This is a genomic window from Pseudomonas sp. KB_15 (genome assembly GCF_052114525.1).
Classification (GTDB): Bacteria; Pseudomonadota; Gammaproteobacteria; order Pseudomonadales; family Pseudomonadaceae; genus Aquipseudomonas.
The window spans coordinates 136001-151751 of sequence record NZ_JBFREX010000005.1 but is presented as its reverse complement, the minus strand read 5'-3'; the positions used below and the strand labels follow the sequence as shown (position 1 = coordinate 151751).

The following is a 15751-nucleotide window of genomic DNA, read 5'->3' as shown; positions in this document are numbered from 1 at the left end:
GGCTCCACATTGAGCACAATCCAGTTTTTTCTTCGGGCGACATCGGTCGTTTGCGGTCTTTCTCGTTCGTGCCGGTTTTACCGGCAAGAGTGATCCAGAGGTATTTCATGTCTGAATTCCAGCTAGTCACCCGATTCGAGCCCGCCGGCGATCAGCCGGAAGCCATCCGCCTGATGGTCGAGGGTATCGAGGCCGGGCTGGCGCACCAGACGCTGCTTGGTGTGACCGGTTCGGGCAAGACGTTCAGCATCGCCAACGTGATCGCCCAGGTGCAGCGCCCGACGCTGGTGCTGGCGCCGAACAAGACCCTGGCGGCGCAGTTGTACGGCGAGTTCAAGGCGTTCTTCCCGAACAACGCGGTGGAATATTTCGTTTCCTACTACGACTACTACCAGCCTGAGGCCTACGTACCGTCCTCGGACACCTTCATCGAGAAAGACGCATCGATCAACGACCACATCGAACAGATGCGTTTGTCGGCGACCAAGGCGTTGCTCGAGCGCAAGGACGCGATCATCGTCACCACGGTGTCGTGCATCTACGGTCTGGGCAGCCCGGAAACCTATTTGAAGATGGTGTTGCACGTGGATCGCGGCGACCGGCTCGATCAGCGTGAGTTGCTGCGCCGCCTGGCCGACCTGCAATACACCCGCAACGACATGGATTTTGCCCGTGCGACCTTCCGCGTGCGTGGTGATGTGATCGATATCCACCCGGCGGAATCCGATTTTGAAGCGATCCGCATCGAACTCTTCGACGATGAGGTGGAAAGCCTGTCGGCGTTCGATCCGCTGACCGGCGAAGTCATTCGCAAGCTGCCGCGCTTCACCTTCTACCCGAAGAGCCACTACGTGACGCCACGGGAAACCCTGATGGGCGCAGTCGAAGGCATCAAGGTCGAGTTGCAGGAGCGCCTGGAATACCTGCGTTCCAACAACAAACTGGTGGAAGCCCAGCGCCTGGAGCAGCGCACCCGTTTCGACCTGGAGATGATCCTCGAACTGGGTTACTGCAACGGCATCGAAAACTACTCGCGTTATTTGTCTGGCCGCGAAGCCGGCGCGCCGCCGCCGACGCTTTATGACTATCTGCCGCCGGATGCCTTGCTGGTGATCGACGAATCCCACGTCAGCGTTCCGCAGGTGGGCGCCATGTACAAGGGCGACCGCTCGCGCAAGGAAACCCTGGTCGAATACGGTTTCCGTCTGCCCTCGGCCCTGGACAATCGGCCGATGCGTTTCGATGAATGGGAAAGCATCAGTCCGCAGACGATTTTTGTCTCGGCGACGCCGGGCAACTATGAAGCCGAGCACGCCGGGCGCGTCATTGACATGGTGGTGCGCCCGACCGGACTGGTGGACCCGCAAATCGAGATCCGCCCGGCACTGACCCAGGTCGACGACTTGCTGTCGGAAATCACCAAGCGTGTCGCTCTGGAAGAGCGAGTGCTGGTCACGACGCTGACCAAACGCATGGCCGAAGACTTGACCGACTATCTGGCGGATCACGGTGTGCGCGTGCGTTATCTGCACTCGGACATCGACACCGTGGAACGGGTCGAAATCATCCGCGACCTGCGCCTCGGCACCTTCGATGTGTTGGTGGGGATCAACCTGTTGCGTGAAGGTCTGGACATGCCGGAAGTCTCATTGGTGGCGATCCTCGATGCCGACAAGGAAGGCTTCCTGCGTTCCGAGCGCTCGCTGATCCAGACCATCGGCCGCGCGGCGCGTAACCTCAATGGTCGGGCGATTCTGTATGCCGACCGCATTACCGGTTCCATGGAGCGCGCGATCGGCGAAACCGAGCGCCGTCGCGACAAGCAGATTGCCTTCAACCTGGCCAACGGCATCACGCCCAAAGGCGTGTTCAAGGACGTTGCCGACATCATGGAAGGCGCCACCGTGCCCGGTTCACGCAGCAAAAAACGCAAAGGCATGGCCAAGGCGGCCGAGGAGAACGCCAAGTACGAAGCGGAATTGCGCTCGCCGGGCGAGATCGCCAAGCGTATCAAGGCCCTGGAAGAGAAGATGTATGCGTTGGCGCGTGATCTGGAATTTGAAGCAGCGGCGCAGATGCGCGATGAAATTGGCAAATTGCGCGAGCGGTTGATCACTGTTTGAGATTTGCAGTGCCTGTCAGGCCGCCATCGCGAGCAGGCTCGCTCCCACAGTTGATCGGGTTGTCCTGAGGGACGCGGTCCGATGTGGGAGTTTTGATTTGCAGTGCCTGAACTGGCCTCATCGCGAGCAAGCTCGCTCCCACAGTTGATCGGGTTGTCCTGATGGACTCGGTCCAATGTGGGAGCGAGCTTGCTCGCGATGAGGCCGGTCAGGACACTGCAAGTATCAATTAGTGTGCTTCCCCAGCCTTCAACCCCGCCGGCAACTTCTTGGTCAGCAACACCGCCAGCATGCTGATCCCCAGCGCAATCCCGACAAAATGAAACGCATCGTTGTAGGCCATGATCGATGCCTGTTGGTGGGCGATCTCGCTGAGTTTGCCCAGTGCTGCCGTTTCATTGCCCAACCGGTCGGTCAGCGAGGCAATGCGCTCGGCCACCTGCGGATTGCTCGGCACGATGGCTTCGCGCAAGTAATCAAAGTAAACCTTGGTCCGCGCATCCAGCAGCGTGGCGAGCAGGGCGATGCCGATGGCACCGCCGAGGTTGCGCAGGATGTTGAACAGGCTCGAGGCCGATCCCGCATCCTGGGGCAGGATGTAGGCGGTGGCGATCAGCGAGATGGTCACCATGATCAGCGGCTGCCCGAGGGCGCGGATGATCTGGATCTGATTGAACTGCGGCCCGGCAAAGTCCGGGTTCAGCACGCCCGAAGAGAAACTCGCCAACCCGAACAACCCGAAACCCAGCGTACACAGCCATTTCGGCGAGATGAACTTCATCAGCTTGGGCACCAGCGGGATCAGAAACAGCTGCGGCACGCCCATCCACATGATCACTTCGCCAATCTGCAGGGCGTTGTAGTTCTGGATCTGCGCCAGGTACAGCGGCAGCAGGTAGATCGAGCCATACAGCCCGACCCCCATCCCGACACTGGAAATACTGGATAAGCCGAAGTTGCGGTTGCCGAGAATGCCGAGATTGATCAACGGATTGGGTTTGGAAAACTGCACGATGACAAAGGTGATCAGGCTGACCAGTGCGATACTGCCCAGAGTCACGATCAGGCTGGACTCCAGCCAGTCCTTGCGATGGCCTTCCTCCAGGAACACCTGCAAACAACCGAGCCCGACGCCGAGGGTGAGAATGCCGGCGTAGTCGGTGCTTTTCAGCAACTCCCAGTGCGCTTCTTTTTTCTCCAGACCATACATCAGGCCGGCGATCATGATCAGGCCGGGCGGGATGTTGATGTAGAAAATGTATTCCCAACCCCAGTTCTCCGTCAGCCAGCCGCCGAGGGTCGGGCCGATGGAGGGTGCGAAGGTGGCGGTCATGGCGAACATGGCCATGCCTTTGGCGCGGTGGTGTTCCGGGAGCTTGATCAGGGTCAGGGTGAACGCCAGCGGAATCAGCGCGCCGCCGGTAAAACCCTGCAGGGCGCGGAACACGATCATGCTTTCCAGGCTCCAGGCCATGGAACAGAGCAGGGACGCGGCCAGGAAACCGAGGGACACCCACACCGCCAGACGCCGGGCCGACAGCAACTGCACGAGCCAGGCGGTGAGCGGGATCATGATGATTTCCGCCACCAGGTACGAGGTGGAGATCCACGAACCTTCTTCCAGGGTCGCCGACAGCGCGCCCTGGATGTCCTTGAGCGAGGAGTTGGTGATCTGGATGTCCAGCACCGCCATGAACGCGCCGAGCATCACGCTCATCACCGCGATCCAGTCGCGCCGGGTCGGTTCGCCGACCGTGCGGATCAGTTGATCACCGGCCATTGTCAGGGGTGTCTTTGTTGCTCACTTTGGGGGTGACATCTTCAGGGGCGTCCTTGATGTTCACCTTGGCGGTGACCGACATGCCCGGACGAATCTTGCCGCGCAACGGGTTGTCCGCGGCGAAGGTCAGTTTTACCGGAATCCGTTGTACGACTTTGGTGAAGTTGCCCGTGGCATTGTCCGGCGGCAACAGGCTGAACTGAGCACCCGAAGCGGCGAACAGGCTGTCGACCCGGGCTTTGATCGGGGTGTCGCTGTAGGCGTCGAAGGTCAGTTCGGCTTCCTGGCCGGGCTGCATGTGGCCAATCTGGGTTTCCTTGAAATTGGCCTGAATCCAGATGTCTTCGTCCGGCACGATCGACAACAGGTAAGCGCCGGCCTGCACGTATTGGCCTTCGCGGGCTGCGCGCTGGCCGATCAGGCCGCTGATGGGCGCGTGGATTTCGCTGCGGGTCAGGTTCAATTCGGCCTGGGCGAGGTCGGTCCTTGCGTTGGCGATCTGCGCGTCGAGGCGTTTGATCTCGGCACTCAGTGCGTTGACCTGCTGGCGCTGACTTTGCGCGTCGGCCTGGGCCTTGGCCACTTGCGAGCGGGCAATGTGGTTGTCGGCGGACAGGGTGGTTACCCGTTCTTCCGACACGTAACCGGGTTTGCGCAAGGTTTCGGCGCGGGTCAGGTCGATCTGCGAGCGGCCCAGGCTGGCCTGGCTGGACGCGACTTGCGCTTCGCTGGCGGCAATCAGGCTGGCCTGCTGGGTCAGTTTGCTCTGGGCCTGCAGGCGCTCGGCCTGGCGGGTGGCCAGGGCGGCATCGGCGCGGTCGACAGCGAGGCGGAAGTCGTCGACTTCGAGTTTGATCAGCAACTGGCCTTTCTCGACATGCTGGTTGTCCTGCACCAGCACCTGATCGATGCGCGCCCCCAACTGGCTCGACACACGGGTGATCTCGCCCTGGACATAAGCGTTGTCGGTGCTTTCATAAAAGCGCCCCTTGAAGAGCCAATGGGCAAACAGGCCCCCGGCAATCAACAGGGCAATCAGCAGGAACGTGAAGAGGCGACGCTTGAGTTGGGCAGGCATGGGGCAAACTGTAGTCGAGAAATTGTAAGAGAAGTTATTAGCAGGCAAATCTGGCATACAGCTGATAAACGGTAAATGCCATCGGCCGAGATTCGGCCATTCACCGCGCCATACGGGCGTTACAGACGCAACCTTGGCTTAAATGCCCTGTTCACTGGAGCGTGGCCTGTGTCGCCTGTTACCATTCGGCTCTTGTTTGAAGTTCGCTTTGAACTTCGCTTTTTATCTTTTCGAGACATGCCATGACCACCGTCCGCACTCGCATCGCGCCATCGCCTACCGGGGATCCCCACGTAGGTACCGCCTACATCGCCTTGTTCAACTACTGCTTTGCCAAGCAGCACGGCGGTGAGTTCATCCTGCGGATCGAAGACACCGACCAGCTGCGTTCGACCCGCGAGTCCGAACAGCAGATTTTCGACGCCTTGCGCTGGCTGGGGATCGACTGGAGCGAAGGCCCGGACGTCGGCGGCCCGCACGGTCCATATCGTCAAAGCGAGCGTGGCGATATCTACCAGAAGTATTGCCAGCAGCTTGTGGAACTCGGTCACGCTTTCCCGTGCTTCTGCACTGCCGAAGAGCTGGACCAGATGCGTGCCGAGCAGATGGCTCGCGGCGAAACCCCGCGTTACGACGGCCGCGCGCTGCTGCTGTCCAAGGAAGAAGTTGCCCGCCGTCTGGCGGCCGGCGAGCCGCACGTTATCCGCATGAAAGTACCGAGCGAAGGCGTCTGCGTGGTGCCGGACATGCTGCGTGGCGACGTTGAAATCCCGTGGGACCGCATGGACATGCAAGTCCTGATGAAGACCGACGGCCTGCCGACGTACTTCCTGGCCAACGTGGTCGACGATCACCTGATGGGCATCACCCACGTACTGCGTGGCGAAGAATGGCTGCCATCGGCACCGAAGCTGATCCTGCTGTACGAGTACTTCGGCTGGGAGCAACCGGAACTGTGCTACATGCCGCTGCTGCGTAACCCGGACAAGAGCAAGCTGTCCAAGCGCAAGAACCCGACCTCGGTGACGTTCTACGAGCGCATGGGCTTCATGCCCGAAGCGATGCTCAACTACCTGGGCCGCATGGGCTGGTCGATGCCGGACGAGCGCGAGAAGTTCTCGTTGCAGGAGATGGTCGACAACTTCGACCTCAAGCGCGTGTCCCTCGGCGGGCCGATCTTCGACATCGAGAAGCTGTCGTGGCTCAACGGCCAATGGCTGCGTGACCTGCCGGTGGAAGAGTTCGCCGCGCGCGTGCAGAAGTGGGCGTTCAATTCCGAATACATGATGAAGATCGCGCCGCACGTGCAGGGCCGGGTCGAAACCTTCAGCCAGGTTGCACCACTGGCCGGGTTCTTCTTTGCCGGTGGCGTCAACCCTGATGCCAGGTTGTTCGAATCCAAGAAGCTCTCGGGCGATCAGGTTCGCCAGTTGATGCAGTTGATCCTGTGGAAGCTCGAAAGCCTGCGCCAGTGGGAGAAGGACAGCATCACCGCCACCATTCAGGCGGTGGTCGAATCCCTTGAGCTGAAGCTGCGTGATGCCATGCCGCTGATGTTCGCTGCGATCACTGGCCAGGCCAGCTCGGTGTCGGTGCTCGATGCGATGGAGATTCTCGGGCCGGACCTGACCCGTTTCCGTCTGCGCCAGGCCATCGACCTGTTGGGCGGTGTGTCGAAGAAAGAAAACAAAGAGTGGGAAAAGCTGTTGGGCGCTATCGCCTGATTCCCACCGTTACCCTGTAGCAGCTGCCGCAGGCGGCGTTGGGCTGCGAAGCGGCCCCGATGGCCTTGACGCAATCTGTCTGAAAGGACGCAGTGTCCGAATCACGAGCGCTGCGCGCTCGAACGCAGTCTGCGGCAGTTGCTACAGGGGCGGATATGCCCCGGATTTACGGGGGGAGGGCGGTAAGTGATTGTTATGCCGACAAAAAATTTTGAAATTTTTCAAAAATAAGTTTGACAGGCTTTCGATACACCCTTAAGATTCGCCCCGTCCTCAGCGATGACATCAACGATGAGGGGCTATAGCTCAGCTGGGAGAGCGCTTGCATGGCATGCAAGAGGTCGACGGTTCGATCCCGTCTAGCTCCACCAATTTACACTTCAAGGTCTGGCCACACCGGCCTTGAAGCGATCAACACTCAGCGTTGATCTGTTGTATAGAAGGGTTTGCGTCCCCTTCGTCTAGTGGCCTAGGACACCGCCCTTTCACGGCGGTAACAGGGGTTCGAGTCCCCTAGGGGACGCCAGTTTTACAGAAGCGATGTTGCAAGATGTCGCTCCGCCGCGAGGCGAAAAATCCGGGGCTATAGCTCAGCTGGGAGAGCGCCTGCATGGCATGCAGGAGGTCAGCGGTTCGATCCCGCTTAGCTCCACCAATTTTACAGTTCAAGGTCTGGCCACACCGGCCTTGAATCGATCAGCTCTCAGCACTGATCAGTTGTATAGAAGGGTTTGTGTCCCCTTCGTCTAGTGGCCTAGGACACCGCCCTTTCACGGCGGTAACAGGGGTTCGAGTCCCCTAGGGGACGCCACGATTACCCGCTCTGCGGGATTTTATAAGGGTCATTCAATTATTGAATGGCCCTTTTGTTTGTCTGGCGTTTGGCCAAACTCCTCCATTTCCAAAAAAAACAGTCTTCAGACCAGCGGTCACACTCTTGACTTGCTAAAATTTATTATGAGAATAATATTTCAATCGTAATATTCGGAGGCAACGATGAACGATAAAAAAGCTCAAACCCGCGAACGCATCCTCAAGGCTGCCAGCGCAGCGCTGATTCAGCGCGGCCCGGCCGAGCCAAGTGTGGGCGAAGTGATGGGTGCGGCGGGCCTGACGGTCGGCGGCTTCTACGCACACTTCGAAAGCAAGGACGCGATGATGCTCGAGGCGTTCAAGCAATTGCTCGGTCATCGCCGCGACCTGATTGCCGACATGGATGCGCAGTTGACCGGCGAAGAGCGTCGCACTCTGGTGGCAGCGTTTTACCTGTCGCGCAAGCACCGTGATTCCTCCGAGTCGGCCTGTCCGATCCCGGCATCGGTCGGCGAGCTGGGGCGGCTGCCGGAAGCGTTTCGTGTCGCTCTGAATGAGCATGTGGAATTGATGGTCGCGCAGTTGGCGGCCAGTCCTGAAGACACCGAAAAAGCCTTGGCCGACATGGCCTTGATGGTGGGTGGGCTGGCTCTGGCGCGGGCGCTGGGGCCTGGAGAGTTGTCCGATCGATTACTGCGCGCCGCCAAATCGGCAGTGCGTTGACCTGAAGGCTGCGTCCTGAGGAGAATGCGATGAGCGCGTTAAAGTGGGTTCGTGGCGTTAATGGCACCTTGGGCTGGTTTGCCCCGAAACTGGTCGCTAGCAAAATGCGACTGGCCTTCATGACACCGCGGGATCTGCCACCCCGTGACTGGGAGCTGCCGCTGTTGGCGAGATCCGAGCGTATTACCCTGCGGTTTGGCCTTTCGGCCCTGCGCTGGGGGCAAGGCCCGGCTGTGATGCTGATGCACGGCTGGGAAGGGCGGCCAACGCAGTTTGCCAGCCTGATCACGGCGTTGGTCGATGCCGGTTACTCGGTCGTGGCCCTGGATGGTCCGGCCCATGGTCGCTCACCGGGCAGTGAAGCGAATGTGGTGCTGTTCGCTCGCGCCATGCTTGAAGCGGCTTCCGAACTGCCACCCCTGCAAGCGGTTATCGGCCACTCCATGGGTGGCGCCAGTGCCATGCTCGCGGTCCAGTTGGGCTTGCGCACCGAAACTCTGGTCACCATTGCCGCACCGGCGCGGATTCTCGGCGTGTTGCGTGGTTTCGCCCGTTATGTCGGGTTGCCACCGAAGGCCCGCTCGGCGTTCATTCGCCAGGTCGAGCAAGACGTCGGCATGCGAGCCGCGACGCTGGATGTCGCGCACTATCAACTCGACATGCCCGGCCTGATTGTCCACGCTGAAGACGACAACCTTGTCTCTGTGAAGGAATCCCAGCTGATCCACGAAGCCTGGTTCGACAGTCGTTTGCTGCGCCTGCAGGAGGGTGGGCATCAGCGGGTGCTGGCTGACCCTCGGGTGATTGATGGTGTGTTATCACTACTGGCCGGCCGCCGACTGCAATCGCGCCAATCGGCTTGAGCATCCGTTACACTGCCCCGGTCGAATCTATATGACCGGGAGTGGGGCATGGGCTGGGATCGGGAAACGCCATTTATCATTGATCTACAAGTGGACGCCGAGGACATCGACGGGTTGGGGCACGCGAACAACGCGGTCTACGTGACCTGGCTCGAACGCTGTGCCTGGCGCCACTCCCAGCGTCTTGGCCTGGATCTGGTCGAATACCGGAGGCTGGACCGGGCGATGGCGGTGGTGCGCCACGAGATCGATTACCTGGCGGCAGCCTATGAGGGCGATGAGCTGCAATTGGCGACCTGGATCGTCGATTGGGACCAGCGCCTGAAAATGACCCGGCACTTCCAGTTGAAGCGCCCCAGCGATAATTCGACGTTGCTGCGGGCGCAGACCACTTTCGTCTGCATCGAGCTGTCCACGGGCAAGCCCAAGCGCATGCCGGCCGAGTTCATCGAGGGCTATGGCTCGGCGATCCGGGCGCAGGAGTTGGTACAACCCTGACTTCCTGTGGGAGCGGGCTTGCTCCGGGCGGCGTTCCGACGAAGGCGTCGTGTCTGACACACCGCTTTCGCGAGCAAGCCCGCTCCCACAGGTGGTCGCGATGTTCTGCAGATTTTCTCCGAAACCCAGTAAACTGCCGCACGTTTTTCCTCGAGTGTGTTTTTCATGCAAATTGCTTTGGCGCCCATGGAGGGGTTGGTCGACGACATCCTGCGCGATGTGTTGACCCGCGTGGGTGGTATTGACTGGTGCGTGACCGAGTTCATTCGGGTCAACGACCAGTTGCTGACACCTGCCTATTTCCACAAGTTCGGCCCGGAGTTGCTCAACGGTGCCCGGACGGCCTCAGGCGTGCCGCTGCGTGTGCAATTGCTCGGTTCCGATCCGGTGTGCCTGGCAGAAAATGCCGCGCTGGCTTGCGAGCTGGGTTCCGAAGTGATTGACCTGAACTTCGGCTGTCCGGCCAAGACCGTCAACAAATCCCGTGGTGGCGCGGTACTGCTCAAGGAACCCGAGCTACTCAACCAGATCGTCGAGCACGTCCGTCGTGCCGTCCCTGCACACATTCCGGTCACCGCCAAGATGCGCCTGGGCTTCGACAGCCCGGACGGTTCGCTGGTGTGTGCCACGGCCCTGGCCGAAGGCGGCGCGGAACATATCGTGGTGCATGCGCGAACCAAGGTCGACGGCTACAAGCCGCCGGCGCACTGGGAGTGGATCCCGCGCGTGCAGGACGTGGTCAAGGTGCCGGTGTTCGCCAACGGTGATATCTGGAGCGTCGAAGACTGGCGCCGTTGCCGCGAGATCAGCGGCGTGGAAGACATCATGCTCGGTCGTGGCCTGGTTTCGCGTCCGGATCTGGCCCGGCAAATCGCCGCGGCGCGGGCCGGCGAAGAGGTCGTCGAGATGACCTGGGCCGAGTTGCTGCCACTGATCCAGGACTTCTGGCTGCAAGCCAAGGCACAGATGACGCCACGCCAGTCGCCGGGTCGCCTGAAACAATGGCTGGCGATGCTGACCCGCAATTATCCCGAGGCGGTGGAGCTGTTTACCGTGCTGCGCCGTGAGACCGAGCTGGATAACGTCTCGCGTTTGCTGGGGCTGACGGTAGCGGAAGCGGCCTGAAACTCTTTTTGAAAAAGCAGAAAATAATCTCTTGAAATGCAATCAGCGGTCCCTATCTAAGGATTACGCGATGCCGAATTCGGGTCGCGGAGACAAAAAACCTTGCTGATTGTTTTCAGGAGATTTGAATCATGGCTACTACATTTTCCCTGGCCCCACTGTTCCGTTCCTCGGTAGGTTTCGACCGTTTCAACGACCTGTTCGAGACCGCCCTGCGCAACGAGCCAGGCAGCAGCTATCCACCCTATAACGTGGAAAAACACGGCGACGACCAGTACCGTATTGTCATCGCAGCGGCTGGTTTCCAGGAAGAAGACCTGGAGCTCGAAGTCGAGAAAGGTGTGCTGACCATCAGTGGCGGTAAACGCGACGCGAACGAAGACGTCACTTATCTGTATCAGGGCATTGCGCAACGTGCCTTCAAACTGTCCTTCCGTCTGGCGGACCACATCGAAATCAAGGCTGCCGGCCTGAGCAACGGTCTGTTGAGTATCGACCTGCTGCGGGTGATTCCGGAAGAGGCGAAAGCCAAGCGCATCCCGATCAACGGGACGCAGAAACCGGCTCTGCAACACTAAGCCAGAGCAACGAAAAGGGCGCCCTTGCAGCGCCCTTTTTTATTTTACGCATGCCCTGTAGCAGCTGGCGAAGCCTGCGTTCGGCTGCGAAGCAGTCGTCAAGCCTGACTCCGCGGTGTTTCAGGAGCATTTGGCACACAAGTTTTACGACTGCTTCGCAGCCGAACGCAGGCTTCGCCAGCTGCTACAGGGGGGGTTATTTCAGGAGTTTTTGGAACTCTTCCACCGGCAATGGCTGACTGTGCAAATACCCTTGGTAGAAGTGACACTCCAACCCCTGCAAGAACTCCAGTTGCTCCGCTGTTTCCACCCCTTCGGCAATCACCTTCAAGTCCAGGCTGTGGGCCATGGCGACGATGGCGCGGATGATCTCGGCGTCGTTCGGGTCGCTGGTGGCGTCGCGGATGAACGACTTGTCGATTTTCAGGGTGTCGACCGGTAAGCGCTTGAGGTAGGTCAGCGAGGAATAGCCGGTGCCGAAGTCGTCCATGGCGAAGCTCACTCCGAGTTTTTTCAGGCGGCGCATTTTGCTGATGGTGTCTTCCAGGTTCTGGATGACGATACCTTCGGTGATTTCCAGCTTCAACAGTGAGCAGGGCAGGCCATAGCTGGACAGGCTGTTTTCGACGCGCTCGACGAAGTCATTCTGACGGAACTGGCGCGGGCTGATGTTCACGCACAAGCTGAATTTGTACGGATTCACCAGGCCGTCGTCGATCAACTGTTTGAATGCCTGGCAGGCTTCGTCGAGGATCCAGTTGCCGACCTCCAGAATCAGTCCGCTGTCTTCCAGCACCTTGATGAACTCGGTGGGTGACTGCGCGCCGAGCTGCGGATGATTCCAGCGCACCAGGGCCTCGGCGCCGACGATGCGGTCGCCCCGGGCATCGACCTGGGGTTGGTAATGCACGTGAAATTCACCCCGGGAAAGCGCCAGACGCAAGTCGGTTTCCATGCGCAGGCGTTCGCTCGCAGCCTTCTGCATGGTGTTGTGGTACATCTGCGCGGTATTGCGGCCCGAGTCCTTGGCGCGATAGAGCGCGATGTCGGCGCGCTTGAGCAGGTCGGTCGGGGTCGAACCGTGATCGGGGATCAGCGCAATGCCGATGCTTGGCGTCACTTGCAGGCGCTGGCCGTCGAGGAACATCGGTTCGGACAGCAACTCGCGGATGGTGTCGGCCAGTTCGCGAACCTGATCGCTGACCTCGCTGCGCGAGCCTTCGAGACCGCTGAGCAGCACCACGAATTCGTCACCGCCCAGGCGCGCAACGGTGTCCTCCATGCGCACGCTGGCCTCCAGGCGCGCGGTGATGATTTTCAGCACGGTATCGCCCACCGGGTGCCCGAGGGAGTCGTTGATGTGCTTGAAGTGGTCGAGGTCGAGGAACATCAGCGCGCCACGCAGGTTATGCCGTTTGAGCAGGGCGATCTGCTGGCTGAGCCGATCCATCAGCAGCGCCCGGTTGGGCAGGTTGGTCAGTGGGTCGTGGTAGGCCAGGTGGCGGATCTGCGCTTCGGCGTTTTTCAGCAGGCTGACGTCTCGCGCGGTCAGCAGCAGGCAGGCGGTTTCGTTGAGGGTGATCGGCTCCACCGAGACTTCGACGGTGAGCAGTTCGCCGTTCTTGTTGCGCCCGAGCATTTCCTGGTGATGAACCCGACCCTTGATCTGCAATTCGGCCAGTAGCGCCGAGCGTTGTTTTTCTTCCGCCCAAATCCCCACCTGATACACCGTGCGGCCCACTACTTCCTCGGCGCGATAACCGGTCAGGCGGCAGAAACCGTCGTTGACCTCCAGATAGCGTCCGGTGTCGCGCTCGGTGATGGTGATGGCGTCGGGGCTGGAGTGGAAGGCCTTGGCGAATTTCTCTTCACTGGCCTTGAGCGCCGCTTCCGAGCGCTGTTGCTGGGTGATGTCGCGCAGGGTGGTGACGATGCAGGGCTGGTCGCCGACGCTGATCTGGCGGCTGGAAATCACGCACGTCAGGGCCTGTCCGTCCTTGTGCTGGACCAGAATGGCCACGTTGTTCAGGCCTTGCTCGCGGATCACTTGTTCGATCCGTCGCAGGCTTTTCGCCGAAGCGTCCCACAGGCCGATTTCGTCGGCGCTGCGGCCGATCACATCGGCGGTACTCCAGCCGAAGGTCTGGGTGAAGCTGGAGTTGATTTCAATGAACTGGCCGCTGTCCTGGTGGGTGACGCAGATCGGATCGGGGCTGACCTGGAACAGCGTGGCGAATTTTTCTTCGGAGGCCACCAGCCGTTGTTCGCGCTCTACCTGGTCTGTGATGTCGAGCAATGTGCCGGCCATACGCACCGGCACGCCGTTTTCATCGCGGTAGAGGCGGGCGCGGCTTTCCAGGTAACGCGAGCTGCCATCGGGCAATTGCACGCGGTAGGTCAATTGATAGTTGCCGGCCGGACCTTCACGCAGGCTGCGGTAAGCGTCGCGCATGGTGTCACGTTCTTCGCCGGGCACGCCTTCGAAGAACTCGTCGAAGGATTCGTGAAAGGGTTTGGCGTCCAGGCCGTGCAATTGGGCGGCCCGTGCCGATCCGTAGAGCATGCCGCTGGGAATGTGCCAGTCCCAGGTACCGAGTTGTGCCGAATCCAGGGCCAGGTCGAGGCGTTCCTGGCTGTCCTTGAGGGCATGTTCGGCGATTTTGCGTTCGGTGGTGTCAAGGAACGTGCTCAGTAGATAGGGCTGACCTTCGAGCTCGACTTTTTGCGCACTGAGGATGCCGTCGTGGATTTGGCCATTGCTGGCGCGAAACTGCACTTCCATGCTGACCAGGTCGCCTTTGGCTTTGGTGGCCTTGACCAGTTCGGCCCGTTGCTCGGGATGCACCCAAAGGCCCAGTTCAAGCGTGGTGCGGCCGATCGCGTTTTGCACCGGCCAACCGAACAGGCTTTCGAAATACTGGTTGGCTTCGGAAATCAGGCCGTCTTCCTGGCGGGTCAGCAGGACCATGTTCGGGCACAGGTGAAACAGGGTGGCGAAGCGTTTTTCCGAGCTGCTCAGCGCCTGTTCGCGCTGACGCTGGTGGGTAATCTCGCGGATTACGCCGATCATCCGTGGCCTGCCGTGCTTGTCCGGCAACAGGCTGCCGTTGATTTCCAGCCAGTGCAGGCTGCCATCGGGCCAGCGGATGCGGTGATGCATCGCTTGCTCCAGTGGCGCGCCTGCGATGACCGCGTGAAACGCGCGAACGGCTTTGGCGCGATCTTCCGGAGGCAGCAGGTCGAGGTATTCCAGATCCTGTGGCAGCGGTTGCCGGGGATCGAAGCCGAACAGCGCCTGCGTGCCCCGGGACCAGCTGATCTGCCCGCGCTCGATGTCCCAATACCAGGCGCCCAGGCGCGCGCCGTTGAGTGCGGCCAGCAATTGCGGTGCACTTTCCCAGCTCTGCTCGGAGCTTTTTGGGTCAATCGCCTGAATCCGCGGCATCGGCGGAATACGGTCAACAGATTTCGGCATTGGCAAGCCTTAGGCTGAGTTTGGGCGTTTGTTGCAGGAATTCGCGGCTTTACAGGAGTAGCACAAATCAGCCTTGAGTCCCTGGCAGATCGAGTTGAGCGTCCAGTAAGGCCATGAAGGCCCGCGCAGCATTCGACAGCGTCCTTTCCGTGTGCAGGATATAGCCTAGCTGGCGAGTGAGCTGTATGCCCGGTAAAGGTATGCGTGCCACTTGGTCATCGAGCATGGTGCGCGGCAAAACACTCCAGGCCAGGCCGATCGAGACCATCATCTTGATGGTTTCCAGGTAGTTGGTGCTCATGGCAATGTTTGGCGTCAGGCCCTGGGCCTCGAACAGCCGCTGCACGATGTGGTGGGTAAAAGTGTTGCCGCCGGGGAATACCGCCGGGTGTCGGGCGATGTCCGACAGGCTGACTTTGCCGTTGTTGAGCAGTGAATGCTCTGGTGCGACCACGAAATCCAGCGGGTCGTCCCACACCGGGGTGGCCTTGACCAGTGCATGGGGTTCCGGTGCGAGGGTGATGACCGCCAGTTCGGCACGGCCATGGAGAATTTCCTCGTAGGCCACTTCCGAATCGAGGAATTGGATATCCAGCGCCACTTGTGGGTAACGCCGGGTGAATTCCCTTAACAAGGGTGGCAAGCGGTGCAGGCCGATGTGGTGACTGGTCGCCAGGGTCAGACGGCCGGTCACTTCGCCTGTGAGGTTGGTCAAGGCGCGACGCGTATCATCCAGCACATTCAGAATCTGATAGGCCCGCGGCAGCAGGGCGCGTCCGGCCTCGGTCAGGCCGACTTCCCGGCCCAGGCGATCAAACAGCCGCACCTTCAACTGCTGCTCCAGCCCGGCGATGCGTTTGCTGATGGCCGGTTGGGTCAGGTGCAGTCGTTCACCGGCACCAGAGAAACTTCCTGTCTCGGCAATGGCAATAAAAGCATTGAGGTTGGCGAGGTCCATGGCTGCATTCCAG

The 15751-nt window shown here is 60.3% G+C and carries 11 protein-coding genes and 4 tRNA genes; 11 read left to right on the top strand and 4 right to left on the bottom strand.

Features of this window, described 5'->3' with window-relative positions; translation table 11 throughout:
* Window positions 1-107: 107 nt before the first annotated feature.
* Complete coding sequence (gene uvrB, locus AB4Z35_RS08930; RefSeq protein WP_429366653.1) at window positions 108-2123, top strand: excinuclease ABC subunit UvrB; 2016 nt, start codon at window positions 108-110, stop codon at window positions 2121-2123.
* Between the two features lie 229 nt (window positions 2124-2352).
* Here the strand turns inward: uvrB and AB4Z35_RS08925 are convergent, their stop codons facing one another.
* Both AB4Z35_RS08925 and AB4Z35_RS08920 read right to left on the bottom strand, forming a co-directional pair.
* Window positions 2353-3843, bottom strand: a complete 1491-nt coding sequence (locus tag AB4Z35_RS08925) for an MDR family MFS transporter (protein WP_442096782.1) — start codon at window positions 3841-3843, stop codon at window positions 2353-2355.
* A gap of 49 nt (window positions 3844-3892) precedes the next feature.
* Entirely contained in the window at window positions 3893-4981 is a 1089-nt protein-coding gene (locus tag AB4Z35_RS08920) for an HlyD family secretion protein (protein WP_442096706.1), read from the bottom strand.
* A gap of 242 nt (window positions 4982-5223) precedes the next feature.
* On the opposite strand from AB4Z35_RS08920, the gene gltX reads away from it, so the two are divergent.
* The 10 genes from gltX to AB4Z35_RS08870 all read left to right on the top strand — a co-directional run bounded on the left by gltX (window position 5224) and on the right by AB4Z35_RS08870 (window position 11305).
* Window positions 5224-6705, top strand: coding sequence for a glutamate--tRNA ligase (gltX, locus tag AB4Z35_RS08915; RefSeq protein WP_108230026.1), 1482 nt, complete (start codon window positions 5224-5226; stop codon window positions 6703-6705).
* Between the two features lie 295 nt (window positions 6706-7000).
* A tRNA-Ala gene (locus AB4Z35_RS08910) sits at window positions 7001-7076 on the top strand.
* A 79-nt stretch (window positions 7077-7155) separates the two neighbouring features.
* Window positions 7156-7231 (top strand) — tRNA-Glu (locus tag AB4Z35_RS08905).
* Between the two features lie 53 nt (window positions 7232-7284).
* Window positions 7285-7360: transfer RNA gene (locus AB4Z35_RS08900), tRNA-Ala, on the top strand.
* Window positions 7361-7440: 80 nt separating this feature from the next.
* A tRNA-Glu gene (locus AB4Z35_RS08895) sits at window positions 7441-7516 on the top strand.
* 185 nt (window positions 7517-7701) lie between these two features.
* Window positions 7702-8241 carry a TetR/AcrR family transcriptional regulator gene (locus AB4Z35_RS08890; RefSeq protein ID WP_442096705.1) on the top strand — a complete coding sequence of 180 codons (540 nt, stop codon included), beginning with the start codon at window positions 7702-7704 and terminating at the stop codon, window positions 8239-8241.
* Window positions 8242-8270: 29 nt separating this feature from the next.
* Window positions 8271-9104, top strand: coding sequence for an alpha/beta fold hydrolase (locus tag AB4Z35_RS08885; RefSeq protein WP_442096704.1), 834 nt, complete (start codon window positions 8271-8273; stop codon window positions 9102-9104).
* Window positions 9105-9152: 48 nt separating this feature from the next.
* Window positions 9153-9602 (top strand): acyl-CoA thioesterase, encoded by a 450-nt coding sequence (locus AB4Z35_RS08880; RefSeq protein WP_442096703.1) that lies wholly within the window; start codon window positions 9153-9155, stop codon window positions 9600-9602.
* Window positions 9603-9767: 165 nt separating this feature from the next.
* A complete protein-coding gene (locus AB4Z35_RS08875; RefSeq protein ID WP_442096702.1) occupies window positions 9768-10727 on the top strand; it encodes a tRNA dihydrouridine synthase in 960 nt (319 codons plus the stop codon).
* Between the two features lie 131 nt (window positions 10728-10858).
* Complete coding sequence (locus AB4Z35_RS08870; RefSeq protein ID WP_007986945.1) at window positions 10859-11305, top strand: Hsp20 family protein; 447 nt, start codon at window positions 10859-10861, stop codon at window positions 11303-11305.
* A gap of 196 nt (window positions 11306-11501) precedes the next feature.
* Here AB4Z35_RS08870 and AB4Z35_RS08865 read toward each other — a convergent pair whose 3' ends face one another.
* The gene (locus AB4Z35_RS08865; RefSeq protein ID WP_442096701.1) at window positions 11502-14780 is read right to left on the bottom strand and encodes a sensor domain-containing protein; all 3279 of its coding nucleotides are present in this window, start codon (window positions 14778-14780) and stop codon (window positions 11502-11504) included.
* Window positions 14781-14847: 67 nt separating this feature from the next.
* Window positions 14848-15738, bottom strand: a complete 891-nt coding sequence (locus AB4Z35_RS08860; protein ID WP_007997545.1) for a LysR family transcriptional regulator — start codon at window positions 15736-15738, stop codon at window positions 14848-14850.
* Between the last annotated feature and the right edge of the window lie 13 nt (window positions 15739-15751).

What these genes read in the sequence shown, in the direction of transcription:
- AB4Z35_RS08870 (WP_007986945.1), top strand. Translation starts at nt 10,859, where the DNA reads ATGGCTACTACATTTTCCCTGGCCCCACTGTTCCGTTCCTCGGTAGGT.
- gltX (WP_108230026.1), top strand. Translation starts at nt 5,224, where the DNA reads ATGACCACCGTCCGCACTCGCATCGCGCCATCGCCTACCGGGGATCCC.
- AB4Z35_RS08920 (WP_442096706.1), bottom strand. Translation starts at nt 4,981, where the DNA reads ATGCCTGCCCAACTCAAGCGTCGCCTCTTCACGTTCCTGCTGATTGCC.
- AB4Z35_RS08880 (WP_442096703.1), top strand. Translation starts at nt 9,153, where the DNA reads ATGGGCTGGGATCGGGAAACGCCATTTATCATTGATCTACAAGTGGAC.
- AB4Z35_RS08860 (WP_007997545.1), bottom strand. Translation starts at nt 15,738, where the DNA reads ATGGACCTCGCCAACCTCAATGCTTTTATTGCCATTGCCGAGACAGGA.
- AB4Z35_RS08875 (WP_442096702.1), top strand. Translation starts at nt 9,768, where the DNA reads ATGCAAATTGCTTTGGCGCCCATGGAGGGGTTGGTCGACGACATCCTG.
- AB4Z35_RS08885 (WP_442096704.1), top strand. Translation starts at nt 8,271, where the DNA reads ATGAGCGCGTTAAAGTGGGTTCGTGGCGTTAATGGCACCTTGGGCTGG.
- AB4Z35_RS08865 (WP_442096701.1), bottom strand. Translation starts at nt 14,780, where the DNA reads ATGCCGAAATCTGTTGACCGTATTCCGCCGATGCCGCGGATTCAGGCG.
- AB4Z35_RS08890 (WP_442096705.1), top strand. Translation starts at nt 7,702, where the DNA reads ATGAACGATAAAAAAGCTCAAACCCGCGAACGCATCCTCAAGGCTGCC.
- uvrB (WP_429366653.1), top strand. Translation starts at nt 108, where the DNA reads ATGTCTGAATTCCAGCTAGTCACCCGATTCGAGCCCGCCGGCGATCAG.